This window comes from Flavobacterium sp. H4147 (assembly GCF_029360735.1).
GTDB lineage: Bacteria > Bacteroidota > Bacteroidia > Flavobacteriales > Flavobacteriaceae > Flavobacterium > Flavobacterium endoglycinae.
In genome coordinates, this window is sequence record NZ_JARKNB010000002.1 from 84,374 (window position 1) to 108,930 (window position 24,557).

Annotated in this window: 22 protein-coding genes and 1 tRNA gene; 11 read left to right on the forward strand and 12 right to left on the reverse strand. The window is 32.3% G+C overall.

Annotation, left to right across the window (positions count from 1 at the left end):
• Window positions 1-79: 79 nt before the first annotated feature.
• The 4 genes from P2W75_RS08205 (at window position 80) to P2W75_RS08220 (ending at window position 5,021) form a co-directional block, all read left to right on the forward strand.
• Window positions 80-1,234, forward strand: a complete 1,155-nt coding sequence (locus P2W75_RS08205) for a M14 metallopeptidase family protein (RefSeq protein ID WP_276379977.1) — start codon at window positions 80-82, stop codon at window positions 1,232-1,234.
• Window positions 1,235-1,311: 77 nt separating this feature from the next.
• Window positions 1,312-1,791, forward strand: a complete 480-nt coding sequence (locus tag P2W75_RS08210) for an Lrp/AsnC family transcriptional regulator (RefSeq protein ID WP_008468989.1) — start codon at window positions 1,312-1,314, stop codon at window positions 1,789-1,791.
• A gap of 98 nt (window positions 1,792-1,889) precedes the next feature.
• A complete protein-coding gene (locus P2W75_RS08215) occupies window positions 1,890-4,475 on the forward strand; it encodes a phosphoenolpyruvate carboxylase (protein ID WP_207296236.1) in 2,586 nt (861 codons plus the stop codon).
• A 30-nt stretch (window positions 4,476-4,505) separates the two neighbouring features.
• Complete coding sequence (locus tag P2W75_RS08220) at window positions 4,506-5,021, forward strand: DinB family protein (protein WP_276379982.1); 516 nt, start codon at window positions 4,506-4,508, stop codon at window positions 5,019-5,021.
• 177 nt (window positions 5,022-5,198) lie between these two features.
• Here the strand turns inward: P2W75_RS08220 and recQ are convergent, their stop codons facing one another.
• The 7 genes from recQ to P2W75_RS08255 all read right to left on the reverse strand — a co-directional run bounded on the left by recQ (window position 5,199) and on the right by P2W75_RS08255 (window position 14,168).
• Entirely contained in the window at window positions 5,199-7,313 is a 2,115-nt protein-coding gene (gene recQ / locus P2W75_RS08225; RefSeq protein ID WP_276379983.1) for a DNA helicase RecQ, read from the reverse strand.
• A gap of 148 nt (window positions 7,314-7,461) precedes the next feature.
• Window positions 7,462-7,872 carry a DNA primase gene (locus P2W75_RS08230; protein WP_207296239.1) on the reverse strand — a complete coding sequence of 137 codons (411 nt, stop codon included), beginning with the start codon at window positions 7,870-7,872 and terminating at the stop codon, window positions 7,462-7,464.
• A gap of 8 nt (window positions 7,873-7,880) precedes the next feature.
• A complete protein-coding gene (locus P2W75_RS08235) occupies window positions 7,881-8,849 on the reverse strand; it encodes a deoxyhypusine synthase family protein (protein ID WP_276379984.1) in 969 nt (322 codons plus the stop codon).
• Window positions 8,850-8,958: 109 nt separating this feature from the next.
• Window positions 8,959-10,362 (reverse strand): arginine decarboxylase, encoded by a 1,404-nt coding sequence (locus P2W75_RS08240; protein ID WP_276379985.1) that lies wholly within the window; start codon window positions 10,360-10,362, stop codon window positions 8,959-8,961.
• Between the two features lie 62 nt (window positions 10,363-10,424).
• Window positions 10,425-10,604: a hypothetical protein gene (locus P2W75_RS08245; RefSeq protein WP_207296242.1), complete on the reverse strand. Its 180-nt coding sequence runs from the start codon at window positions 10,602-10,604 to the stop codon at window positions 10,425-10,427.
• A gap of 57 nt (window positions 10,605-10,661) precedes the next feature.
• A complete protein-coding gene (gene aroB / locus P2W75_RS08250; protein WP_276379986.1) occupies window positions 10,662-11,729 on the reverse strand; it encodes a 3-dehydroquinate synthase in 1,068 nt (355 codons plus the stop codon).
• Window positions 11,730-11,876: 147 nt separating this feature from the next.
• Window positions 11,877-14,168 (reverse strand): O-antigen ligase family protein, encoded by a 2,292-nt coding sequence (locus P2W75_RS08255; RefSeq protein ID WP_276379987.1) that lies wholly within the window; start codon window positions 14,166-14,168, stop codon window positions 11,877-11,879.
• 173 nt (window positions 14,169-14,341) lie between these two features.
• Between P2W75_RS08255 and P2W75_RS08260 the strand changes: the two genes are divergently transcribed.
• Entirely contained in the window at window positions 14,342-15,511 is a 1,170-nt protein-coding gene (locus P2W75_RS08260) for a proline dehydrogenase family protein (RefSeq protein ID WP_276379988.1), read from the forward strand.
• Between the two features lie 105 nt (window positions 15,512-15,616).
• Here P2W75_RS08260 and P2W75_RS08265 read toward each other — a convergent pair whose 3' ends face one another.
• Complete coding sequence (locus P2W75_RS08265) at window positions 15,617-17,410, reverse strand: ABC transporter ATP-binding protein (protein WP_276379990.1); 1,794 nt, start codon at window positions 17,408-17,410, stop codon at window positions 15,617-15,619.
• Between the two features lie 266 nt (window positions 17,411-17,676).
• On the opposite strand from P2W75_RS08265, the gene P2W75_RS08270 reads away from it, so the two are divergent.
• The 3 genes from P2W75_RS08270 to P2W75_RS08280 all read left to right on the forward strand — a co-directional run bounded on the left by P2W75_RS08270 (window position 17,677) and on the right by P2W75_RS08280 (window position 19,784).
• A tRNA-Val gene (locus P2W75_RS08270) sits at window positions 17,677-17,751 on the forward strand.
• Window positions 17,752-18,029: 278 nt separating this feature from the next.
• Window positions 18,030-18,434 carry a helix-turn-helix transcriptional regulator gene (locus tag P2W75_RS08275; protein WP_276379991.1) on the forward strand — a complete coding sequence of 135 codons (405 nt, stop codon included), beginning with the start codon at window positions 18,030-18,032 and terminating at the stop codon, window positions 18,432-18,434.
• A gap of 156 nt (window positions 18,435-18,590) precedes the next feature.
• The gene (locus P2W75_RS08280; RefSeq protein ID WP_276379992.1) at window positions 18,591-19,784 is read left to right on the forward strand and encodes a PQQ-binding-like beta-propeller repeat protein; all 1,194 of its coding nucleotides are present in this window, start codon (window positions 18,591-18,593) and stop codon (window positions 19,782-19,784) included.
• 72 nt (window positions 19,785-19,856) lie between these two features.
• Here P2W75_RS08280 and P2W75_RS08285 read toward each other — a convergent pair whose 3' ends face one another.
• Window positions 19,857-20,429, reverse strand: a complete 573-nt coding sequence (locus tag P2W75_RS08285) for a hypothetical protein (RefSeq protein ID WP_276379993.1) — start codon at window positions 20,427-20,429, stop codon at window positions 19,857-19,859.
• A gap of 82 nt (window positions 20,430-20,511) precedes the next feature.
• Window positions 20,512-21,591 carry an acyltransferase gene (locus P2W75_RS08290; RefSeq protein ID WP_276379994.1) on the reverse strand — a complete coding sequence of 360 codons (1,080 nt, stop codon included), beginning with the start codon at window positions 21,589-21,591 and terminating at the stop codon, window positions 20,512-20,514.
• A gap of 157 nt (window positions 21,592-21,748) precedes the next feature.
• On the opposite strand from P2W75_RS08290, the gene P2W75_RS08295 reads away from it, so the two are divergent.
• The 3 genes from P2W75_RS08295 (at window position 21,749) to P2W75_RS08305 (ending at window position 23,601) form a co-directional block, all read left to right on the forward strand.
• Complete coding sequence (locus tag P2W75_RS08295; RefSeq protein ID WP_276379995.1) at window positions 21,749-22,144, forward strand: VOC family protein; 396 nt, start codon at window positions 21,749-21,751, stop codon at window positions 22,142-22,144.
• Between the two features lie 70 nt (window positions 22,145-22,214).
• Window positions 22,215-22,784, forward strand: coding sequence for a Crp/Fnr family transcriptional regulator (locus P2W75_RS08300; protein WP_276379996.1), 570 nt, complete (start codon window positions 22,215-22,217; stop codon window positions 22,782-22,784).
• A 79-nt stretch (window positions 22,785-22,863) separates the two neighbouring features.
• Window positions 22,864-23,601, forward strand: a complete 738-nt coding sequence (locus P2W75_RS08305; RefSeq protein ID WP_276379997.1) for an SDR family oxidoreductase — start codon at window positions 22,864-22,866, stop codon at window positions 23,599-23,601.
• 104 nt (window positions 23,602-23,705) lie between these two features.
• Here P2W75_RS08305 and P2W75_RS08310 read toward each other — a convergent pair whose 3' ends face one another.
• Together P2W75_RS08310 and P2W75_RS08315 are read right to left on the reverse strand one after the other, a co-directional pair.
• On the reverse strand, window positions 23,706-24,074 hold the full coding sequence (locus P2W75_RS08310) for a nuclear transport factor 2 family protein (protein WP_276379998.1): 369 nt from the start codon (window positions 24,072-24,074) through the stop codon (window positions 23,706-23,708).
• 54 nt (window positions 24,075-24,128) lie between these two features.
• Entirely contained in the window at window positions 24,129-24,542 is a 414-nt protein-coding gene (locus tag P2W75_RS08315) for a VOC family protein (protein ID WP_276379999.1), read from the reverse strand.
• Window positions 24,543-24,557 lie beyond the last annotated feature (15 nt).

The following is a 24,557-nucleotide window of genomic DNA, read 5'->3' on the forward strand; positions in this document are numbered from 1 at the left end:
TTTCTAAATTTCTTCCATTTTTAAATGTTTACAATTGTAAAAATAAAGATGTTTACTTTTGTAAACTAATCAAAACACAATGAATTTAGAAGAATTATTCAGCCAAAACAAAGAGCAGTCCATCGAAGGACGTTACTTAACTTTAGACCACATTCAGCCTTTATTAGATAAATTAAATACAGACAACCAAGTTAGTATTATTGGTAAATCTGTTTTAGGCGAACCTATATATAGTTATCAAATTGGTACCGGAAAAACTCGTATCTATTTATGGTCGCAAATGCATGGAAATGAAAGTACCACTACCAAAGCACTTTTTGATTTTATTAATGTTCTAAATAATAAATCCCATTTTGCAGAAAAAATGCTTGCTGCATTTACTTTTTATTGCATTCCAATACTGAATCCAGATGGTGCTAGGCTTTATACACGTGAAAATGCTAATAAAGTAGACCTAAACCGTGATTCTCAAAACCTAACACAACCTGAAAGTAAAGTCTTAAGAGAAGTTTTCGAAACTTTTAAACCTGATTTTTGTTTCAACCTGCACGATCAGCGTACTATTTTTGGCGCTGGTGATACAGGAAAACCGGCTACTGTTTCTTTTTTGGCACCATCTTATAATGAAGAAAGGGAAGTAAATGAAAACCGCCAGAAAGCAATCAATTTAATTGCAGGAATCAACGATGTACTGCAGGAATTTATTCCAGGACAAGTGGGGCGATTTGATGATTCATTTAATATAAACTGTATAGGAGATACTTTTCAGTTTTTGGGAGTTCCTACTATCTTATTTGAAGCCGGTCATTATCCAAACGACTACGAGAGGGAAATTACAAGAAAATACATATTTTTCTCACTAATTTCAAGCTTTAAACTGATAAACGAAAACGATTTAGTTGTCAATAGAATTTTTGATTATTTGAATATTTCACAAAATAAAGTGGTTTTTTATGATTTTATGTATAAAAATATCAAAATAAATTATGATGGTATCGAAATTATTACGAATTTTGTCGCTCAATACAAAGAAGAATTGATTGAAAATAAGATTCATTTTAATGCTTATATAGTAGAAGCAGGTGAATTGGAAAATTATTTTGGTCATTACGAATATGACGGGCAGGGAGCTGTTTATTCTGATGATTATTCTAATATTCCGAAATTGAACCAAAAAGCAGATTTTTATTTAAATAAAAATATTAAATTTGTTAACGGCTTGATAAAAAGTTAATTTTTGTGTGAATTTGTTGTTTTTTATATATATTTTTATACTTTGTAATAGCAATTAGTAATATTAATTAAAGAATTATGAGTAAATTTCGTTTAGATGAAGTAGATCACCAGATTTTAGACATGTTAATAGACAATACGAGAGTTCCGTTTACTGACATTGCAAAAAAATTATTGATTTCTGCTGGTACAGTACACGTTAGAGTAAAAAAGATGGAGGATGCCGGTATAATAATGGGATCTTCATTAGCCTTAGACTACGATAAATTAGGATATTCATTTATTGCATATGTTGGGGTTTTTCTTAATAATACATCTCAAACTAAATTTGTATTAGAGCGAATCAATCAAATTCCGTTCGTAACAGTTGCGTCGGTTACTACAGGTAAATTCAATATTTTTTGCAAAATTAGAGCAAAAGATACTAAGCACGCAAAAGAAGTTATTTTCATGATTGATGATATCGATGGTGTTTACAGAACAGAAACTATGATCTCATTAGAGGAAAGTATTAACGATAAGAAGCGTTTGATGCATACTATTTTCAAAAATATGTAAAAACTCCTCTTGAATGCTATATTAAAATATAACCTCAAGTTTTTCTTGGGGTTTTTTTTATGACTAATTAACCAACCACACAACTATAATACGAATTTATGTACACGCTGCCCAAAATTGAGCGTTTTAATCGAGACGTTCTCTCTAAATATCACATTTACAATAGTGTGTTTATTACCTTACCTTTCGATTCTATAGATAATACAGGAGTTTTACTGCCTTTATTTACAGAAACTTGCGAAACAGGATTTAAAAAACAAGAAACACCAAAGGAAATTTTTGATTTTTTCTCTAATAAGTTCCTTAACAATGCTTCAGAAACTGAAAAGATCGATTTAATGTTTCGATTTATTCAATATATCGAACGTCAAATTGTATTATTTGATGCGATTGAAGATGCTGCCTTTCCAGAAGTAAACAATATGGAAGGACGCGGATCTTTGCGTGACATTAAAGAAAAATCAGATGCCAAAGAAAAAGACGATGAATTGGTTGATTTTCTTGAAAACTTCAATGTTCGTACAGTCTTAACAGCGCACCCAACTCAGTTTTACCCTGGTCCAGTATTGGGAATCATTAATGATTTGACAGAAGCTATTCGCCAAAACGATTTATTACAGATTAAGCAATTACTGGCGCAATTAGGAAAAACACCTTTCATTCAGAAAGAAAAACCAAATCCTTACGATGAAGCCGTAAGTTTGATCTGGTTCTTAGAAAACGTATTTTATGCTACGGCTGGAGAAATTGTACATTATCTGCAAAAAAATATTCTGGAAGGAAATGCTATCCAGAACCAATTAATCAAATTAGGATTCTGGCCGGGAGGTGACCGTGACGGAAATCCTTTCGTTACAACTGATATTACACTTAAAGTAGCAGATCGCTTAAGAACTTCTATTTTAAAGTGTTATTATGTTGAAATGAGAAATCTGAAAAGGAAGTTAACTTTCTCAGATGTAGATACTTTGGTGTCTGATCTTGAACATAAACTTTACCGTTCTGTTTTCTATTCTAAAGGTGAAATTTTCATCACTTTGGAGGAATTATTGACGCAGTTAAATAAAATTAGAGACATTATCATAGAGAAACATCAGTCATTATATTTAGATGAACTGGAAGCTCTTTTGGTAAAAATCAATTTATTCGGATTCCATTTTGCTACATTAGATATTCGTCAGAATAGTAAAATACACAATGTTGTATTTAAAGATGTAGTGAATTATTATTTGAATTCAGGTTCTGATGTATTTCCGAAAAATTATTATGATTTAACTGAAGATGAAAAAATTGTTGTTTTATCTAAAGTAAAAGGAAATCTAAATCCTGCTGATTTTGAAAATGAAATTACAAGATCGACTTTAGAATCTGTTCAAGCGATTAAAACCATCCAAAAAAATAATGGGGAAGAAGGAGCAAACCGTTACATCATCAGTAACAACGAAAGTGCGCTGAATGTAATGGAAACTTTTGCAATGATTCGTCTGAACAATTGGGATACGCCTTCTGTAGATATTATTCCGCTTTTTGAATCGGTTGATGATTTGCAAAATGCTCATCAAATCATGGAGCAGCTATACACTAATCCTGAATATTCTAAACATTTACAGTCAAGAGGAAATGAGCAGACCATTATGCTTGGTTTTTCTGACGGAACAAAAGATGGTGGTTATTTAATGGCCAATTGGAGTATTTATCAGGCTAAAATTTCATTGACGGAAATTTCAAGAAAATACGGCATTAAAGCCATTTTCTTTGACGGACGCGGCGGACCTCCTGCTCGTGGTGGCGGAAAAACGCATAAATTCTACGCTTCTTTAGGGCCAAAAATTGAAAATAAAGAAATTCAAATAACTGTTCAAGGACAAACGATTAGTTCAAATTTCGGAACGTTAGATTCTTGTCGTTATAATATCGAAAACTTATTGAGTGCCGGTGTTACCAATAAGGTTTTCAGCAAAGAGAAAAACGAGCTGACTGCAGAAGAAACGGAAATTTTGACTCAATTGGCTAATTTAGGATATGATAAATATTTAAGTTTCAAAAATCATCCGAAATTTATTCCTTATTTGGAAAAAATGAGTACGTTGAAATATTACTCTAAAACCAATATTGGAAGCCGTCCATCAAAAAGAAGTAAATCTGAAGGACTTGATTTTGCTGATCTAAGAGCAATTCCATTCGTGGGTTCTTGGAGTCAGTTAAAACAAAATGTACCTGGTTTCTTTGGAGTAGGTTCTGCTTTAAAACATTTTGAGGAAACCGGACAATGGGATAAAGTAAGTGATTTATACCATAATTCATTATTCTTTAAAACGTTATTGGAAAACAGTATGATGTCTTTGGCAAAATCATTTTTACCATTAACCGCTTATATGAGTAAAGATCCTGAATTTGGTGAATTCTGGCAGATTATTTACGATGAATTTTCAGAGACAAAGCGTTTACTGTTGAAAATCGCTGGACATAAAACTCTAATGGAGAACTATCCTGATGGTATAGCATCGATTCAGATAAGAGAACGTATCGTATTGCCGTTGTTGACCATACAGCAATATGCTCTTTTAAGAATTAACGAATTGAATAAAGAAAATTCACCAAACGAAGAACTTATTAAAGTATACGAAAAAATCGTAACAAGATCATTGTTTGGAAATACGAATGCTAGTAGAAACTCAGCTTAAGCTCAAATTTTAAACTTAATTTTTAAATAAATGAATGCAAGTCAGTTATTAGAAAATGAATATTCAGGTCATTTTGGTACTTACATCAAAGAAGCTGGAGATGGAAATCTTTTTGAAGAATTAGAGATTTCTCTTCATGAATTCATCCGATTTATTCAAGATATTCCCATGGATAAATTTGATTATCGTTATGCGGAAGGGAAATGGACAATCAAAGATATTATTCAGCATGTGATTGATACTGAGCGTATTTTTGCCTATCGTGCATTGCGTTTTTCGAGAAACGATAAAACGCCTTTGCCTAGTTTTGAAGAATCTGATTATGCAGATAATACAAATTCTAATGGTAGAAGCATTCAGGATTTACTAACTGAACTTTCAGCCGTAAGACATTCAAATTTATTATTTTATAAAAGTTTATCTGAAGAACAACTTAAAAGGATAGGAACTGCATCTGGCAATCCCATTTCTGCCCGTGCTTTAGGATTTGTTATAATTGGACATCAAAAGCATCACCAGAAAATTTTTAAAGAAAGATATTTGTAAAATATGCATATAAAAAAAAGCTGTACCTTAAAAAGTACAGCTTTTTAATTTTAAGAACTTAGCTTCGACTTTGCTTAGTCTGACAATAGTGTTTCAGCATTGATATATTTGGTTGAGCTAAATAAAGCTATTTTTTTATTATTGATTCTGTAAAATTACCTTAAAGTAATTTTATTTTTATGTCATTTGATATTGTCTCTCAATATAAGCCAGTCCAAACCTTATTTTATCGTAAGACATTTTTTCTTCAAAATAATCAAAATACGGTTTTAATGCATTTGGATTTTCAAGCTCAATCTGAGCTTTCTGTATTTCTTTAATTTCATTTTCAGAAACAAACTGGCTCAAATCTAAATCGTGCCCATCAACATATAGTTTGGCTAAATGTGAAACTATAGTACTTTGACCTAAACTTCTTCTTTCGGCAATTTCTTCGATTGAAATACCACTTTCAAATAATTCGAGTGTTTTTTTGTATGTACTGTCTTTTTTCTCTTTTTTGGCAACTGATTTATTTCTGTGAAATTCTACAATAGCATTGATGAATTCTGAGCCATATTTTTCCAGTTTGGCTTTACCAACACCTTCAACAGCAAGAAAATCTTCGTCAGTCATAGGTCTTAATATTTCCATCTGTCTTAACGAAGCATCACTAAAAATCACATAAGCCGGAACTTCTTCTTCCTGCGCAATTTCGTAACGTAATTTTCGAAGTGTTTCAAAAAGAGAATTTTTAGCTGCTTTTGCTTTTTCTTGTTTGATTTCGTTCTTATCAATTACTTTCTTAACAACCGTAGTTAGTTTAACTTTTTCATTCTCAAATAAAACTTTTTTGGCAAAAGGCGTAAGCAGAATTTTATTGTGTTGGTGAAAAGCAATTTCGCAATATCCTAAATTTATCAACTGAATTAGATATTGGTTCCAGTCGTACCATGAAATATCTGCGCCAATTCCGTACGTTTTTAGCGTTTGATAATTTTTTTCGTAGATATACGCGTTTCTCGAACCTCTTAAAAAATCAACAATAACGGGCAGAGGTTCAGACTCTTTTAAACGAGCAATTGCTGAAAGCGCTTTTTGTGCTAAAATCGTCCCATCAAAAAATACAGGTGGATTTTTACAAATATCGCAGTTTCCGCAATTTTCAGTTACTAATTCGCCAAAATAAGACAATAGAATTTTCCTTCTACAGCTTAAAGCATCGGCGTATTGTTTCATTCTTTCGAGTTTTGCCAGCTGCACATCGGCATTCAATCCATCTGAAGCAAATTTCTGAAGCTGAATTACATCTGCATAACTTTCAAATAGAACAGTTTCTGCTGGTAGTCCGTCACGTCCAGCACGGCCAATTTCTTGGTAATAACCTTCAATATTTTTGGGAAGATTATAATGAATTACCCAGCGTACGTTTGATTTGTCAATTCCCATTCCAAAAGCGATCGTAGCACAAACAACTTGACAATCATCATTTATAAATTCATCCTGAGTCTTGGCGCGTGTCTCGTTGTTAAGACCAGCATGATATGCTTTTGCTGAAATCCCATTTTTAGTGAGTTTTTCTGCAAGTTCTTCTGTCGTTTTTCTGCTTAAACAATAAATGATACCAGATTCGTTTGGTCTTTCCTCAATAAAATCTATAATTTGTTTTACGCGATCTAATGCAGGACGAACTTCAAGACTTAGATTTTTACGGTCAAATGAAGCGACTACTATTTTAGGATTTTTTAGATTAAGCTGTTTGGCAATATCTGAACGTGTTGCTTTGTCTGCTGTAGCCGTTAAAGCCAGCACTGGAGTAGAAGGGAAGCGGTTTTTTAAATATCCTAAATTAGTATAAGCAGGTCTAAAATCATGTCCCCAAGATGAAATACAATGCGCTTCATCAACAGCAATCAAACTGATTGTGAGTTCGCTGAAAATATTATCGAGATACGATAAACTTTCGGGAGCGACATACACCAATTTAAACGTATTTGATCTTAAATTATCAATGTAATACTGCTGTTCTTCTGATGATTGACTGCTATTGATGTAACAGGCAGAAATTCCATTTGTTTTTAAACTGTCTACCTGATCTTTCATTAAAGCAATCAATGGAGAAATGACAATTGTAATTCCAGGAAGTACAAGAGCAGGCAGTTGAAAACAAACTGATTTTCCTCCTCCGGTTGGCATGATTGCCAATGTATCTTTTCCTGATAAAATTGAAGAAATAATAGTTTCTTGATTAGGTCTGAATTTTTCAAACCCAAAATTCTCCTTTAATTTGGCACGTAAAGTTTCTGAAGTCATAGGCTGGTAAATGAATTTATAAGATAATATCAAAAATATTAAATTATAATAATTTTCCTATATTTTGTAAAATAATTTTAGAGCTATTGTTCACAAAAAAAAGGAACTCGACTGAGTTCCTTTTTTTTATTAAGAATAAAGATTGCAATTAATCTTCATCATCTTCGTCATCGTCGTCGTCAGATGATATATCATCTTTATCCTCGTCATCATCGTCATCTTCACCATCTAATTCTGGTTTATCTTGTCTGTCATCATCTTCATCATCGTCATCTGCGTCATCATCAAGATCAATACCTTTTACTGGTTCGATTGTATCAACATCAAGATCAATATCGTCATCTTCATCGTAATTTTCGATTCTGTCAGCAAGTTTGGTACTAATTTTTACTAAATAAATAGTGTCTTCAGTACGAACTTCAACAGCTTCTACTAATTCGTTTTTAGCGTTTCTAAAACGGATAACATCCGAATCGTCATAACCATCAGGAAATTTTTCAACCAAAAGGTTTAAAATTTCATTAGTCAGTTTGGCGTAGTCTACTATAATTCTTTTCATAAAATATCCTATAAATCTAATAAATATGCAAATATTAACGGAGCAACAATTGTAGCATCCGATTCGATAATAAATTTAGGGGTATTGATATCTAATTTACCCCAGGTAATTTTTTCGTTAGGAACGGCTCCAGAATAAGATCCGTAACTAGTTGTAGAATCTGAAATCTGGCAGAAATAGCTCCAGAAAGGCACATTATGCATTTCCATATCTTGGTACAACATTGGTACCACACAAATAGGGAAGTCACCAGCGATACCACCACCAATTTGGAAGAATCCTATTCCGTTTTCGCTGTTTTTTGTATACCAGTCAGCAAGGAAAGTCATGTATTCGATACCTGATTTCATTGTTGAAGCTTTCAAATCTCCTTTAATTACGTAAGAAGCAAAGATATTACCCATAGTACTATCTTCCCATCCTGGAACAATAATTGGAAGATTTTTTTCAGCTGCTGCATACATCCAGCTGTCTTTTAAATCAATTTCGTAATATTCTTCAAGTACTCCTGATAATAACATTTTGTACATGAATTCATGTGGAAAATAACGTTCTCCATTATCATCAGCATCTTTCCAGATTTTATAGATATGTTTTTGTAAACGTCTAAAAGCCTCATGCTCAGGGATACAAGTATCTGTAACACGATTTAATCCTCTTTCAAGTAAAGCCCATTCGTCTTCTGGTGTCAAATCACGGTAGTTAGGAACTCTTTCATAGTGGGAGTGAGCTACTAAATTCATGATATCTTCTTCTAGATTGGCTCCAGTACAAGAAATAATCTGCACTTTATCTTGTCTAATTACTTCCGCAAAAATTTTACCTATTTCTGCTGTACTCATTGCCCCAGCCATACTTACAAGCATTTTAGCGCCATTTGCTAATTGCTGCTCATATCCCTTAGCCGCATCTACAAGTGAAGCAGAATTAAAGTGTAAATAATGTTTTTGAATAAACTGACTGATTGGTCCTTTCATTTTGTTTTTTGTTTTTTTTTATTTTTTGAATTAAAAGTTTTGAACCTTTTAGGGTATATGCAAATTAATAATTTTATAGTAACGAAACTTTTAAATTTGCAGTTTTTTTTTACAATTTTTTCTTGTAGCCTAAAATTTTCAATACATCATCAGAAGTCTGTTGTTCTGAGAAAACCTCAGTTGCTAGAATTCCGTTCTCATCACGATCTATTAAAATATGTTTTGGCTGTGGAATCAAACAGTGGTGTAAACCGCCGTATCCGCCAATAGTTTCTTGATACGCACCAGTATTAAAGAAACCAATATATAGTGGCTTTTCTTTGTTGTATTTAGGCAGATAAATGGCGTTCATGTTTTGTTCTGAGTTGTAATAATCGTCACTATCACAAGTCAATCCTCCTAACAGAACCCGCTCGTAAGTATCATTCCAGCGATTAATTGCCAGCATGATAAAACGTTTATTTATCGCCCATGTATCAGGCAAAGTAGTAATGAACGACGAATCGATCATATTCCATTTTTCTCTATCATTTTGTTGTTTTTGATACAAAATCTGATAGATTGCGCCACCGCTTTCGCCAACTGTAAATGAACCAAATTCCGTAAAAATATTTGGAACATCAACTTCGGCTTCGTCACAAGCTATTTTAATCTGATTGATAATTTCATCAATCATATATTGATAATCATATTCAAAAGCAAGCGAGTTTTTAATTGGGAAACCGCCTCCAATGTTCAATCCGTCAAGCGTAGGGCATTCTTTTTTTAATGCAATGTATACTTTAATACATTTTACAAGCTCGTTCCAGTAATACGAAGTATCGTTTATTCCAGTATTGATGAAAAAGTGAAGCATTTTAAGCTCTAATTTTTCATTTTCCTGAATTTGTTTTTTATAGAAAGAAACTATGTTTTTGTAACCAATACCAAGTCTTGAAGTATAAAACTCAAATTTAGGTTCTTCTTCGGCTGCAATTCTAATTCCGATTTTGAATTTTCCTTTAATTTCAGCCTGAAGCAAATCAAGTTCTTCGTAATTATCAATAATCGGAATAGTATTTTTATGTCCGTTATTAATTAATCGCGTAATATTGTTGATGTATTCGTCTCTTTTGAAACCATTGCAGATTACATAAGTACTTTTGTTGATTTTACCGTTTTCAAGTAAATTCTCTACAATATTAACATCAAAAGCAGATGAAGTCTCAATGTGAATGTTATTCTTGAAAGCTTCATTCATAATGTATTCAAAATGAGAGCTTTTTGTACAATAGCAATAGTAATATTTTGCATCATACTTGTTTTTTTCCATTGATTTTCTGAACCAAGCTTTGGCTTTATTGATATTTTCAGAGATCTGAGGAAGATAAGTAAATTTTAAAGGTGTGCCGTATTGTTCTACGAGTTTCATCAAATCGATGTTGTGGAACAATAGATTGTCTTTGTTTAATTTAAACTCTTCTTGTGGAAAATAGTATGTTTGGTTTATTAGATCAGAATATTTTGTATTCATTTAGTTTTCAATATTTTAATTTGTTATTTAAATTTAGTAAAAATCTGTGCTAAATCTTAAATTCAAACTCTAATATTGGCAAATACAATCTGCAGTTTTTCGTGTTCGGCTTTTGAGCATTGAAAAACATCGAAACAAAACGGACTTTTACTATTGTAAAAACGGTTCAACATTCTTAGTAAAGAACTATTGAGTCTGTTTCTATAAGCATTGAAATGTCTTTGTTTTTTGTTCGTTTTCATCGAGGCAAATGTAAAAAATAATATATACCTAAAGCAATGCTTTTGATTAAAAAAAAATTAAGATTTATAATCTTCAAACGCTTCCAGAATCAATTTATTTTCAACAGATTGGTTAATTTTTATCTTTCCGATTCCTTCAATTAATGCAAATTGAATCATACCGTATTCATTTTTTTTGTCATGAATAAGCAATTCAAGAATAGGTTCGATATCATTTTCTCCAAAAACAATATCATCATAAATACCTTTAATAATGGTTTTTATTTCACGGTATTCTTCTGCTGTAATTAGATTTTTCTGCAATGAAATATAACTTTCTAAAATCATCCCGGCAGCAATTGCTTCTCCGTGAAGCAGAGTAGTTTTTTCTTCACTTTCTAAAAAGTATCCTTCTATAGCGTGTCCTAAAGTATGCCCGAAATTTAAGGCTTTGCGAATATTTTTCTCTGTTGGGTCCTGAATTACAATTTCATTTTTAATTTCAACAGAACGATAAATTAATTGGTCTAATTCGTCAAATACAATAGACTTTAGATCAGAGAATTGTCTCCAGTATGGCGCATCGTAAATCAAACCATGTTTTAGCATTTCTGCCAAACCAGAACGCATTTCAGTTTGTGGTAAAGTTTCTAGGTACTGAGTATCAACCAACACCATCTGCGGCACGTTAATTACGCCAATCTGGTTTTTAAGATTTCCAAGATCAACTCCTGTTTTTCCGCCTACAGAAGCGTCAACCATAGACAATAGGGTAGTTGGAATATTGATAAAATCAACACCTCTTTTAAAGGTAGAAGCGGCAAAACCTCCTAAGTCAGTAACAACACCGCCTCCAAGATTTATGACTAACGATTTTCTGTCAGCACCAAGTTCAGTAAGTACTTTCCAGATTTCGATACAAGTTTCGATGTTTTTATTGGCTTCACCAGCTTCAAATTCGATAATTTCGATATTCAAATCGGTTTCAATAATAGGGAGAAGTTTAGGAAGACAATACTCGTTGGTTTGATCGTCTACAATTATAAATATATTAGAGTATTTATTTTCTCTTAGATGTTTATTTAAAGCTTCGTAAGCATTGTGGTTAAAATGCACGAAATAGTTATTAGCTTGAATAGACTGCATAATTTTTTAGTTAATTTAAAAACCGCAAAATAAGGCATTTTTGAATTAATAATCCCTAAAACGAATCTATTATTGCATAAAAAACTTTGAAAAAAAAAGGATCTGAAAAGAGTATTACTTTATCAGATCCTTTACTATTTAGAAAGACTATTTACAATTTTGTATTATTTGTGGTTTAGCATCGGGAAAGTTTTTAGAATTTGAGATTTCAAAATACTTACAGGCATTTACCTTATCATTTAATTTTAAATAACAGTTTGCTATAAAAAATTCTGTACGGCCTGAATTAAACTGTCTGTTTTTTAATGCATTTAAGAAATAATTCAAGGATTGCTTGTAATCTCCTGCATTAAAGTAATAGAAGGCCAGATACTGCATTACATCAGCGTTTGTTGGATCTGCTTTGAGCGCTTTATTATAATATTCTAATGCTTTTACTTTGTTTTTTGCGTTTAAAAAAGACTGCGCTTTTCCTATATAATCAACAGTTGCAATCTTGTTTTTCTCTTTTAGCAGTATAGTATCATTAGGAAATTGTTTTATTCCTTTATCTATAAACTGAAGCAGATTTTTATCATTATAATTTGCATTTTTAAGTTCATCAGCAGCCAATTTCCAAGCTTGCGGAATATTTCGATATTGTATAAAAGTTTTATGTTCTTTTAGGATTTCTGCTGTGTCTTTTTTAGCCCTTGCAAACTGAATTGACATCGTGTAAAAATTAATATTTCGCGGACGCATATAAAAAGCTTGTTTGCCATATACATACGCGCTGTCAATATTTCCTTTTTTGTTAGCAACAAGCATTTTGTAGAAAAAAATCCTTCCGAAATACGGATTTATTTTATCAGCTTTTGAAAGGTATTTTAAAGCCTGATCCAGTTTGTCTTCATTATAATAATAAATACCAGCATATTCATAAAATGATTCCGCTGTGGTAAGTGTATTTTTATATTTGGGAATCCTTTTTATGACTTCATCTCCTGTAAGTACAGTATTTTTATAGCCCGCTGCATTATCTTTCTTGATTAAAAATTCCAATTTTGAGGCTTTATATCCTAAAAATGCAAAATATATCGTTCCTGCACTAATTAATGTAACAAACCAATAAAAGTTATTTTTAACCAATTTTGTATCTGGTTCATTTGAAGAACTTTCATTTATTATAGTAAAAACTATAATAAGACATAAGAAAATCATCATTGTAGCCCTAAACATCGGGAAGTTTAAAAGGGCATCCATTCCATACACTACCGTTACCATTAAAGTCAGCATAGCAAGAGACTGAATCTCAATTTGATCTGATTTGAAAAACCTTTTGGCATTAATCAGTACAATCAATATAAACAATGAAATATAAATCAAGCCATTGATAAAGCCCGTTTCGGCCATTGTTTCTAAAAAATCATTGTGCGAATGCAACGAAATAGCAGAATCGTTATTTTGTGTTTTTTCAAACGGAATAGATTCTACTTTGTAATTTCCCAGTCCAACGCCCAATAATGGTTTTGTTTTGGCTAAATCAAATGTATTTTTCCAGGTAACTAAACGGGCATTTGTAGCGGCATCTTTTGTATTAATCTGCTCAAGCCTTCCAGCTATCGAAGTATAACGACTATTGTTTTCTACCTTTTTTAATATAGAACTGCTTATCGCTATGGTCACTAGTATTGGAACAATTAAAATAACTGTTTTTAAAACAGTGGCTTTGCTGAATGAATTGATTTTAAAATTGTAGATAATAAAAAGTATATAAACTAAGGTAGTACTTATAATAGCCGTTCTCGCGGCTGTTAAAAGAATGGTTGTTGTAACCAGAAGAAGTGTAATAAATATAAAGATTCTTCTTTTTTGTAAATAATGCGTAAAACCCAACAATAAAAACGGAATTTTAATTGTTAAACTTGCCGCCAGAATATTAATGTTTCCTGTACTTAGCGATAATTCGGAAAGAGCAACTGACAGGGAAACTTTATCAAAGTTCATTTTAAAATGATAAAGTTCTAACGCTGACTGTAGAAATGCAGCAATGCATATAATGAAAACAATCTTTGGAATAAGATGGAGCCTATTTTTTAACAAAATAGTAAAATTGATTAAAATGCAGAATCCGATAATAAGTTCTATGATTTTTTCAAGTACTAATGTCGTATTTACAGCTGTAATAAATGATAACGCACAGAAAAGTAAAAAAGTAGTAAAGAGCCAGAAAACATATGATTTTTTGAATGACTTTATAACCTCTGAGCTTATAAATTTTGCTTTAAACGTCAAGTATATAGCCATAATGAAATTCAGTCCTGCTAAATACAGAAATTGATTATAAATAATATCTTCACTTTCAGCATGTGGTAAAAAATCAATAAGAAAGAGTGCTACAACAAATATGATGACTATATTATCAGAAATACTTTCGAGACTTTTGTTACTACTTTTCATACGTAAATCGATTATAATTTTAATTTTTTGCAAAAATACACAAAAAACAAAGTAAAATCTTACTTTTTGAATTAAAATTTAATCGTCATTCAATTATCAAAACGAAAAAATAGTGAGGCCTTTAGTGAAGAATATTCAAAACAGTCTATATCTTTGCATAAAAACTAAACTTAATGGAAAAAATATTCGATAACACGCAAGTTGCATTTTCACTAAAAAGTGATACCGAACTAGACAGAGCTTATTTTCTTTTTAAAATGATTGACAGTGAGCCGCTAGTACGTATTGGAACTGCTGTAACTAATTTTGCAATTAAAGCACATCTTCCAGTAGAAGGATTAATTCGCGCTACTGTTTTCGACCACTTTTGTGGTGGTGTAAACGAGAATGACTGTCTTACTGTAGTAGACAAAATGTTTACAAAAGGAGTTTCATCTGTTTTGGATTATTCTGTTGAAGGAAAAGAAGAAGAAGCACAGTTTGATGCGGCATTGGAAATGACATTAAGAACAGTAGAATTTGCTAAAGAACGTCTTGCAATTCCGTTTGCGGTATTTAAACCAACTGGTTTAGGACGTTTTGAATTGTACGAGAAATTAGGAGAAAAACAAACTTTAACTCCAGCTGAACAAGCAGAATGGGATAGAGTAGTCGCTCGTTTTGATAAAATCTGCAGTGAAGCGCATAAAAAAGATGTTGCATTGTTAATTGATGGTGAAGAAAGCTGGATGCAAGATGCTGCTGATGATTTAGTTACAGATATGATGCGTAAGTACAATAAAGAAAAGGCAATTGTATTCAACACCTTACAAATGTACCGTTGGGATCGTTTAGACTATTTAAAAGGTTTACATGAAGTAGCAAAAAATGAAGGTTTTTATATTGGAATGAAACTTGTTCGTGGTGCTTACATGGAAAAAGAAAACAAAAGAGCAGAAGAAAAAGGATATCCTACACCAATCTGTGCTTCTAAACAAGCTACAGATGATAATTACGATGCTGCTGTATTGTACATGATCGAACATTTAGATATGATGGCCATTTTTGCAGGTACGCATAACGAATTGAGTTCTTACAAGTTAATGGAATTAATGGCTCAAAAAGGAATTGCTAAAAACGATCACAGAATTTGGTTTGGACAATTATACGGAATGAGCGACAACATCAGCTACAACTTAGCTGAAAACGGTTATAACGTAGCAAAATACCTTCCGTTTGGACCTGTTAAAGATGTTATGCCGTATTTAATCCGTCGTGCAGAAGAAAATACTTCAGTAGCCGGACAAACAAGCCGCGAATTATCAATGATTAAAGCTGAACGTAACAGAAGAAAAGGGAAATAAATTTAGTTTTCAGTTTTCTGTCTCAGTTCACAGATATAAAAAAGCTTCAATTTTCATTGAAGCTTTTTTTATTGGAATTTGGAATTTAAAAATTGAAATTTCCTTTTAAGAATTACTAAACTGTAAGTTACTTAGGTTTTTATAAATTCCATTTTCAAGGTTTATCAATTCCTGATGTGTTCCTTCTTCAGAAATTTTTCCGTTATCCAGAACTAAAATTTTATCGGCATTTCTAATAGTCGAAAGTCGGTGAGCGATAATTATGCTTGTTCTTCCTTCCATCAAAACTTCTAACGCTTCTTGAACCAGTTTTTCGCTTTCGCTGTCTAATGATGATGTAGCTTCGTCTAAAATCAAAATACTTGGGTTTTTAAGCAATGCTCTTGCAATAGCAATACGCTGGCGCTGTCCGCCTGATAATTTTACACCGCGTTCTCCAACCAAAGTCTCGAATTTTTCAGGGAAACCTTCTACGAAATTAAATGCATTGGCTTGTTTCGCAGCAGCAATAATTTCTTCATCTGAAGCATCTGGTTTTCCGTAAGCGATATTTTCTCTAATCGTTCCTCCAAATAAAATCACATCTTGCGGCACAATACTCATATTACCACGCAGATTTTCCAAATCATAATCGTGGATATTTTTTCCGTCAACTAGAATTTCTCCGGCTGTAATATCATAGAAACGTAATAATAATGATGAAATAGTAGATTTTCCGGCTCCACTTGGTCCAACGATCGCTATTTTTTGTCCAAATCCAGCTGTGAAATTTACATCTTTTAAAACTTCAACTTCTTTTCTAGATGGATAATGAAACGCTACATTTTTGAACTCTACATTTCCTTTTATTTTTTCTATAGAAGATGAAGTATGAGGATTTGCATTGATTTCTTCTGGTTTTTCTTCTAATAATTCAAAAACACGTTCTGTTGCTCCAACCGCTTTTTGAATCTGCGCATACATTTCGGCAATTCCTCCAAAAGAAGCTCCAATAAATGTAGTATAAAGTACAAACGAAATCAAATCACCAACTCCTTCAACTTCGCCTCTAATTGTTAAAGTAATTCCGTACCAAACAACCGCAACAACACATCCGAAAAGACATAAAATAATGAATGAAGCAAAATAACCTCTGTATTGTCCGCCTTTAATGGCAATTTTTACGATTTCTTTAATCTTATTTTTATAACGCTGTATTTCGTACCATTCGTTTGCAAAAGCCTTAACATTGCTGATTCCCTGTAAAGTTTCTTCAACAATTACTTGGCTTTCGGCAACTTTATCTTGTGTTTTTTTTCCGTATTTACGAATAAATCTTCCAAATATAACTGCAGCAACAGCAACAACCGGAACGATTGCCAGCATCATTAAAGTCAATTTTGGGCTAATGCTTCCTAAAATCACAAATCCACCAATAATCAAGATAAACTGACGAAGGAATTCGGCAATTGTTGTGGTAAAAGTGTCTTGCAATTGCGAAATATCAGCGCTGATTCGGCTGTTTAATTCTCCAACACGTTTTTGCGAGTAGAATGACATTGGTAATTTTACCAAATTCTCATACAATGCAAAACGAATGTTTGACAATGAATTTTCGGTAAAATTCACAAAAAGTGAAATTCTGAAAAATGAGAAAATTGCCTGCAATGCCAGGATTCCCATTAAAGCAAGCGCAATTTCATTAGCCTTGTCCAGATCTTTGTTTGTAACACAATCTACAAGCATTCCCATTAGTTTAGGAAAGGCGAGGGCAGTGGCGCTGGTTAATAAAAGAAAAATCAAGCCAAGGAAAAATTTCCATTTGTGATTCTTGGCATATTTAAAAATTCGTAGTGCTTTTTGAAGGGAGTTAGAGTCTAATTTAGCTTTCGGTAAATCGTTTTCTTGAAATCGAGCCATTTGAATATACTATTTAAGGTACGCAAATGTATGATTAAAGCAAATTAATACAAAGGGATATTATGATTTAGAGTTTCAAAATGCCATTTTTAACTAAATAATAAGAAATAACCATTTTTAGCATGAACATTAAAAAGCTGAAAAATAGAGATCTAAATAAAAAGAATAAAAAATATTTTATTTTTTTTCAAATTACGCTTGTAATATTAAAATCTAGCTGTATATTTGCACTCGCAATCACAAAATGATAGCAGCCTAATAAAATAGGGCGATTAGCTCAGCTGGTTCAGAGCACCTCGTTTACACCGAGGGGGTCGGGGGTTCGAACCCCTCATCGCCCACAGATTTTCAAAAACTCCAAAGTCTTATGATTTTGGATTTTTTTGCTTTAATATATTTTTGTAATTTCGACAAAAACCAGATGTGATGGCTTTCTTTGCTAGAAATTATCAAGATTTTGTGAATCGTGATTTTCTAATTTTAAAACGAATAATCTGTATAAAATACGGATATATTATCTGATAATTCAATATTTTACAGGATATTTTATTTACCTTTGAAACTTACATTTTAAGCTAAATGGCTTTATATTTGAGCCTTTAGAAAATTGATATTCATTATGGAACAGAAAATACATCAAGGAAGAAACGTAAAACGTTTTAGAGAAATGCTTGGCATTAAACAAGAAGCATTGGCTTTTGATTTGGGAAATGACTGGAATCAAAAGAAAATTTCTATGCTGGAGCAAAAAGATGTAATTGAAGATGATATGCTGAAACAAATCTCAAACATCTTGAAAATTCCTGTTGAAGCATTTCAAAATTTTGATGAAGAGCAAGCGATAAATATTATTTCTAGCACATTTCATGATACACAAGGTTTGATAAACTATAATCCAACTTTCAACAATAATCCAATTGATCAATTAGTTAAACTTCACGAAGAAAAAATTGCTTTATATGAAAGGATGCTGAAAGAGAAAGAAGAAATGATGCAACGACTTGAAAAACTAATAAATAAATAATTATCTACATAAGGCTCAACTCATAATTGAGCCTTTATTATTTCTGAATGTCTCGAATTTTAATGTTTATATTCTGTATATTTGGACACAGAATGAGTCAGTCAACCTGCTAAATAACTGATCATTTTGTTCAAATAAATCAAACCCCATCTGAAAATGAAACAAAAATTAATTACTTTTTTAATTGTTTGCGCTGTTGTAAATGTTTTTGGACAGGCTCCTGCCACTAAAACCAATTATTCTAATAAAACTCTAGCTGCAGAAGAAATGGTTACCAGCAAAGCCATTAAAACGCTTAAAAAAGTTCCTTTAGACGAAGCATTTATTTTAATTTATGATTATGATGGTTCTCTTTTTTCATATGATTTAGAGTCTGAATCAATTGTATGGACTGTAAAAGCCAAAGATTCCTATACAGAAATGTGCGCCAATAAAGTAACTCTTGCCGATGGAGTGGTGTATGTGCCGTTTATTAATGGCGAAATTTTCGCGATAGACAATCAAACCGGAGACGTTTTCTGGAAATCAAGATTAGGAAATGTTGCCGATCAAATTGTTTTAAAAGATCAAACGCCCATAATCAGCAATGGAAAATTATACATTACAGCTCAAAATCAGAATCAAAGCAGTAATTTATACGCTTTAGATATCAAAGATGGAAGTTTAGCTTGGAACTACAAATTAGATTCAGCCGATAATGACGTTACGCCTTTAGTTTTTGATAATAAAGTTTTTATTGGAAGCGCATCAAATTTCTATTGTTTTGACGCAAACGGAAAAGTTTTAGGTCAGAAAACATTTCCAGAAGCTATGAGCGGAAAACCTGTAACAGATGGCGAAAACATATTTGTGGCAAATTCAAAAAACACGGTTTATGCCTTAAATTCAAAATTAGATATTGTGTGGGAATTTAAATTTGATGAAAATCAATTTAATATCAAAGACCGAATGATTTGCAGCGATAAAAAGCTTTATTTTGGCGCACAAGGCACCAATGTAACTTCGTTGTATTCGGTAGATTCAAAAATGGGAACTCAGTTATGGAAAACGGATTTTAAAGACGATAACATTGAATATATTACCAAAGAAAATGACAATATTTGGGGATATACCCGCAAAGCAAGACTCTTTGAATTGGATGCTACGAATGGTGAAATTGCTTATGAGTTAAAATTAACTACTCAGCCCGTTTCAAATATTGAATTTCCAAATGATGATAACCTGCTTTATTACTATTGTGATGCTGGTTTGATTCAGTTTGATTTAAAAGAAAAAGACGAAAATATGTACTATATGAGAACTTCTCTAAAAGAGAATATTTATAGTGCCTATTTGAAGATCATTAGATAATAAAAAGCAAAAAACTCCTTAATTTCTTAAGGAGTTTTTTTTATGATGCTGTGAATAATTTATTTCTCAATATTATTTCGACTTTATTTTACGTAATTCAGTAAGCATTTCATCCAGAAAAGCCTGTTGATTGGCATCGTCTTTAAAATAACGCTGGTAATTGACACTGCAGCTTTCAACATCGGCGATATTATCAAGATTAAACGACCAATCATTTGTATTTTTGATGGTGATGCCAATGCTATTATTACAGTTCTGCCATAATTCTGAAAACTTTGTTTTCTTGTCTTCAGTTAAGTCGTCGAATTTTGCGTAAACAGTAAATCCTCGCATTTCAGAATTAAAGAATTTATCAATAGAAGTTACTGGAACTCCGCCCCAAATTATAGTTTGCCCTTCTGGCAGTTCTATTTCTTTTAGTTTTTCCTCGCTTAACATTTTATCCTGCTTTCCTTTTTTGAAAAGAGTTTCAACATAAATAAGTTTAGTTCCTTTTGGGACAGCAATTTTTTTAATTGTCAAAGGTTCAGTGGCAATGTAATACGGATAATCAGGAGTAGAATTTCCACCCGTTGGATTCATATTGCCCACACAACTCGTTATGAGCATTATTCCTAAATAAGAAAAAGGTTTTAATAGTTTCATAAACGTAATGTTTCTTTACGCTAATATAAGAAATATCTTTAATCGTGTTTTTACTATTTGTTTTTCTAAAATTATAGTAAATCTATTTTATCCATTTTCTGCTTAAATATTTCCTCAACGGAATATCATACACAACCATTACCAAATAGGCGAATCCAACTAAAAAAATAATTGAAGGAACGATAATCAAAATCAGCTGATTTGTGTTTGGTTTATAATTGGTATAGTAGTTTCCAAACATCCATAATACGGCGTAATGCGTCATGTATAACGGATAAGAAATATTTCCAGAAAACACACAAACTTTTTTTAAAGCTGGTTTTAATACGGCTCCAGCGCCTAAAGAAATCAATAACGGAAAATAAAATAAAACTACTAAAGGTTCTGTTAGCCAATTCCATTCTGAAAAAGGCATTATAAAAGCCAATAATAACAAACCTGATAAACCTATAAAACCTAAATTGTTTTTGATAATCCAATTTGAGCGGTATATCAGTAATCCTGCCAAGAATGAATACGAAATTCTAGCAAAACCATCCCAAAATGTTGGTCCGCTCCAGCCGCCTAATAAATTACCCGAATTATAAGCTACAAAACATATCGCTGCTGCTGCAAGTATGGTTAAGAATAACAAATAATTACGTCGCACCCGATACAAAACCAAGGCATACACAATATTAGCAATATATTCCCAAAACAATGACCAAGCGGGCGCATTAAAACTAAAAAGATTAAAACCACGATCTGCAATTACAGGCAGCGGAATCATAAATAAGGAACAAATAAAAGCTAGAATGATTTTTCCGGTGCTGTACAGTTCTAAATGTCCGCCAAACGGATCAAACAAAAATGCCAGTATTCCTAATATTGATCCGGCAATTACTAACGGATGAAGTCTGATAATTCGGGCTGTAAAAAACTTTAGAAGTCCCATTTTGGCAATTCGGTCATCGTAAGCATATCCAATTACGAATCCAGAAAGACAAAAGAAAAAATCAACGGCAAGAAATCCATGTCCGATAAAGTTCTGACTTGGATCTGTAAAAATCCATTCCATAAAATGAAAAATTACCACTGCAAGAGCGGCGATTCCTCTTAATCCGTCAAGAATTTCAAAATGTTGTTTAGTTGGTTGAGTTGTAGAATTTTGGCTGGTAGTCATTGATGCAGTAATTATTTCTTTTGAAGCTGTTGCAAATTATATAAATTAGTATTGAAATCAAAGTAGTACAATTGCTGCAGTTGTGAATTTTCTTTAAAATGCAACTCAAATTAATTCACTAACTTAGTTATCAATCAATTTAAATAAAACTAAGTATATGGAAACTAAAATGATATGGGCAAATTTTGTTTCGCATGATTTGCAGCGAACGATACAATTCTATTCTGATTTAGGATTTAAACAAAACGGAAAAGAAACCGATGAACTCGTAAGTTTTGTATTTGGCGAACATAATTTTGTAATTAACTTTTTTGTGCCTTCACGATTGGAAAATGCTTTAAAAGGAAAACTAACGGCTAAAAATGAGGGCAACGAAATCATCTTTTCGCTATCAGCAAAGAGCAGGGAAGAAGTAGATCTTTGGTATCAAAAAGTAAAAGATATTGGGGGTACTATTTTTGCCGAACCGGAAAATTTTGAAGTTGGTTATACTTTTGGTTTTACTGATCCTGACGGACATAAATTTAATTTCTTGTTTTGGCCGGGAATGTAATTTATTTAAATGAAGTCACTTTTTGCCATATGACAAATTCTCTCTAAAAAGTTATTCCTAACTTTCAGGCATGAAACAATTAACAGATTACATATTGCAATTTGGCAATCTCAATCAACAACAGATTGATTTAATTTTAACGAAAGCACACGAAAGGGAATTTCCTAAAGACTCTTATTTTTCTGAAGCTGGAAAGATTTCAGTTGAAGTCGGTTTTATAATTGATGGAATCATGCGTGTTTGCTATTATAATAACAAAGGCGAAGAAATCACCAAATATTTCATAGACGAAGATAATCTAGTGGTCGATTTGGAAAGTTTCGAAAACAGCATTTGTTCTTCGGCATATGTGCAGGCCGTAACAGATTGTAAAATGATCGTTTTCTCTAAAAAAGACTGGGAAGATTTACTGAATACAATTGTGGGCTGGGACACGATTGTACACAAAATCATTTCAAAGGCACTTATCCAAAAAGTGGCCAGAAGAAGTCCGCTCGTTTCTGAAGATGCTACAACTCGTTATTTATCGTTTATGGAAATGTTTCCCAATGTAATTAACCGTATTCCGTTGTCGTATTTGGCTTCTTATCTGGGAATTACGCAATCATCTTTGAGCAGAATTCGGAAAAATATCCGTTAAAAACGCTTTTTGCCATATGGCAAATGTTTTTGTTTTTAATCGATGCAACTTTGCTTCAAATAATTTTAAAAGATAAAAAATGAAAACAGTATTAATTACAGGCGCAAATAGAAGTATAGGTTTAGAAACCACAAAACAACTTTCAGAACAAGGTTTGTTTGTGTATTTAGGAAGCCGAGATTTAGCCAAAGGCGAAGAAATCGTAAAAGACCTTTTTGAAAAAGGATTTGAAAACATCAAAGCCATTCAGATTGATGTTACCAACGATGAAAGTGTTCAAAAAGCAAAAAGCATTGTAGAGAAAGAACAAGGAAAACTAGACATTTTAATTAATAATGCCGGGATTTTAGGCGATGTACCACAGGATTCTTCAAGCACTTCTGTAGAAAAAATCCAGCAGGTTTTCGATACCAACTTTTTTGGTGTAATCAGAGTTACGCAGGCGTTTTTGGATTTATTAAAAAAATCAGACAGTCCAAGAATCAGCAATATAACTTCTGGTTTGGGTTCGCTTGCCTTACATAGTGATCCAACTTGGAAATATTATGCCATTAAAGCCGTTTCATACGTTTCTTCAAAAACAGCTTTAAATGCATTTACAGTTACGCTGGCTTATGAATTAAAAGATTTGCCATTTAAAGTAAACGCAATCGATCCTGGTTATACAGCAACTGATTTTAATCATTTCAATGGACCAGGAAGCGTAGAAAGCGCAGCAAGTTTTATTATTAAACATACAGTAACCGACGAAAATGGTCCGACTGGAAAATTCTTCAGTAATGATATTGAAGATGAAAGCGAGGAAAGTCCGTGGTAAAATAAAGTCGGTTTTAAATAAAAACTGTAAATGATTCTTAAGTTTTATTTGAACTAAAAAAGCAAGCCTCCAACTATTTATGGAGGCTTGCTGCATTTTAAGAATTAGTTATTTTCAACTAATTCAATATCCATGGTTTTTATAAGTCCGTTCTGAAAATTATAAATATGTTTTACGAAACCATCAAACATCACATTATCCTGAAGGTCTTTTACAACCTGATGTACTTTTACTTCTAAACTGCCATTTTCTCTTTCTGTAAATCCTACAGGTTCTACTTTTGGATTAATTTCTTTCCATTGCCTTGTCCAATATTCCTTAATTTCATTATGACCAACGATGTAACCGCCTTCCCAAGCTTTAGACCATTGTACGTCATTTTGCATAACCGAAAGCGCTTTATCTATATTTCTTTCATTAAAAGCGGCGTAAGCTTTATAAATTACTTCTTCTAACTGATTTACTTTTGTCATCGACTGAATTTTAGAAATTAAACTGCTAAAAAATTATTTTGAAAACTTTTGTTATTAATAAACGGGTTCCCAGAGTTCTATTTTATTTCCTTCGGTGTCCATAATATGTACAAATTTTCCATAGTCATAGGTTTCAATATCATCCAGAACAGTAACTCCGTTGGCTTTTAGTTTTTCTAAAAGTCCTTCGATATTCTGTACACGATAATTAATCATAAATTCTTTTTTAGAAGGAGAAAAATACTCGTCTCCCTGCTTAAAAGGACACCATTGTGTAGATTCGATCTGATCTGGATTTTCTAAATTTCTAGATTCAAAACTGGCAGAACCCCAATCGTTTATTTCAAAACCTAAGTTTTTGGCATACCATTCTTTAGTTTCTTTAGGGCTTTGAAGAAAAAAGAAAATACCGCCAATTCCGGTTACTTTAGGGGCTAAATTATCTTTGTCTTTATTTGAATCTTCCATATCGTTAATTTTTTA

What these genes read in the sequence shown, in the direction of transcription:
- P2W75_RS08205 (WP_276379977.1), top strand. Translation starts at nt 80, where the DNA reads ATGAATTTAGAAGAATTATTCAGCCAAAACAAAGAGCAGTCCATCGAA.
- P2W75_RS08210 (WP_008468989.1), top strand. Translation starts at nt 1,312, where the DNA reads ATGAGTAAATTTCGTTTAGATGAAGTAGATCACCAGATTTTAGACATG.
- P2W75_RS08215 (WP_207296236.1), top strand. Translation starts at nt 1,890, where the DNA reads ATGTACACGCTGCCCAAAATTGAGCGTTTTAATCGAGACGTTCTCTCT.
- P2W75_RS08220 (WP_276379982.1), top strand. Translation starts at nt 4,506, where the DNA reads ATGAATGCAAGTCAGTTATTAGAAAATGAATATTCAGGTCATTTTGGT.
- recQ (WP_276379983.1), bottom strand. Translation starts at nt 7,313, where the DNA reads ATGACTTCAGAAACTTTACGTGCCAAATTAAAGGAGAATTTTGGGTTT.
- P2W75_RS08230 (WP_207296239.1), bottom strand. Translation starts at nt 7,872, where the DNA reads ATGAAAAGAATTATAGTAGACTACGCCAAACTGACTAATGAAATTTTA.
- P2W75_RS08235 (WP_276379984.1), bottom strand. Translation starts at nt 8,849, where the DNA reads ATGAAAGGACCAATCAGTCAGTTTATTCAAAAACATTATTTACACTTT.
- P2W75_RS08240 (WP_276379985.1), bottom strand. Translation starts at nt 10,362, where the DNA reads ATGAATACAAAATATTCTGATCTAATAAACCAAACATACTATTTTCCA.
- P2W75_RS08245 (WP_207296242.1), bottom strand. Translation starts at nt 10,604, where the DNA reads ATGAAAACGAACAAAAAACAAAGACATTTCAATGCTTATAGAAACAGA.
- aroB (WP_276379986.1), bottom strand. Translation starts at nt 11,729, where the DNA reads ATGCAGTCTATTCAAGCTAATAACTATTTCGTGCATTTTAACCACAAT.
- P2W75_RS08255 (WP_276379987.1), bottom strand. Translation starts at nt 14,168, where the DNA reads ATGAAAAGTAGTAACAAAAGTCTCGAAAGTATTTCTGATAATATAGTC.
- P2W75_RS08260 (WP_276379988.1), top strand. Translation starts at nt 14,342, where the DNA reads ATGGAAAAAATATTCGATAACACGCAAGTTGCATTTTCACTAAAAAGT.
- P2W75_RS08265 (WP_276379990.1), bottom strand. Translation starts at nt 17,410, where the DNA reads ATGGCTCGATTTCAAGAAAACGATTTACCGAAAGCTAAATTAGACTCT.
- P2W75_RS08275 (WP_276379991.1), top strand. Translation starts at nt 18,030, where the DNA reads ATGGAACAGAAAATACATCAAGGAAGAAACGTAAAACGTTTTAGAGAA.
- P2W75_RS08280 (WP_276379992.1), top strand. Translation starts at nt 18,591, where the DNA reads ATGAAACAAAAATTAATTACTTTTTTAATTGTTTGCGCTGTTGTAAAT.
- P2W75_RS08285 (WP_276379993.1), bottom strand. Translation starts at nt 20,429, where the DNA reads ATGAAACTATTAAAACCTTTTTCTTATTTAGGAATAATGCTCATAACG.
- P2W75_RS08290 (WP_276379994.1), bottom strand. Translation starts at nt 21,591, where the DNA reads ATGACTACCAGCCAAAATTCTACAACTCAACCAACTAAACAACATTTT.
- P2W75_RS08295 (WP_276379995.1), top strand. Translation starts at nt 21,749, where the DNA reads ATGGAAACTAAAATGATATGGGCAAATTTTGTTTCGCATGATTTGCAG.
- P2W75_RS08300 (WP_276379996.1), top strand. Translation starts at nt 22,215, where the DNA reads ATGAAACAATTAACAGATTACATATTGCAATTTGGCAATCTCAATCAA.
- P2W75_RS08305 (WP_276379997.1), top strand. Translation starts at nt 22,864, where the DNA reads ATGAAAACAGTATTAATTACAGGCGCAAATAGAAGTATAGGTTTAGAA.
- P2W75_RS08310 (WP_276379998.1), bottom strand. Translation starts at nt 24,074, where the DNA reads ATGACAAAAGTAAATCAGTTAGAAGAAGTAATTTATAAAGCTTACGCC.
- P2W75_RS08315 (WP_276379999.1), bottom strand. Translation starts at nt 24,542, where the DNA reads ATGGAAGATTCAAATAAAGACAAAGATAATTTAGCCCCTAAAGTAACC.